Source organism: Sedimentibacter sp. B4, assembly GCF_000309315.1.
GTDB classification, from domain to species: domain Bacteria; phylum Bacillota; class Clostridia; order Tissierellales; family Sedimentibacteraceae; genus Sedimentibacter; species Sedimentibacter saalensis.
Map to the genome: position 1 here is coordinate 1 of NZ_CANG01000312.1, position 202 is coordinate 202.

Here is a 202-nt window from a genome sequence, read left to right on the forward strand (position 1 = left end):
TAGTTCGTCGGCCTGGGTCTGCAGCACGTCGGACAGCGCGATGCCGTAGGCCTCCGCCTGGATGATCGAGCGGACGAACCGGTGCAGCGTCTCCACCCCGGTGCGGGCGGCCAGGTCCTCGTAGGCTGCCCGCCGGGTCTGGCCGACCTGGATGTCCTGCAGCGTGCGGACCAGCTCGCTGGCGAGCTCGCCCTTGCCGTTC

The 202-nt window shown here is 70.8% G+C and carries 1 protein-coding gene; it reads right to left on the reverse strand.

Going from position 1 to position 202, the window contains the following annotated elements; all coding sequences use genetic code 11:
• A partial coding sequence (locus tag BN358_RS11215) for a type II secretion system F family protein (protein WP_198018407.1) occupies positions 1 to 202 on the reverse strand: 202 nt, incomplete at both ends.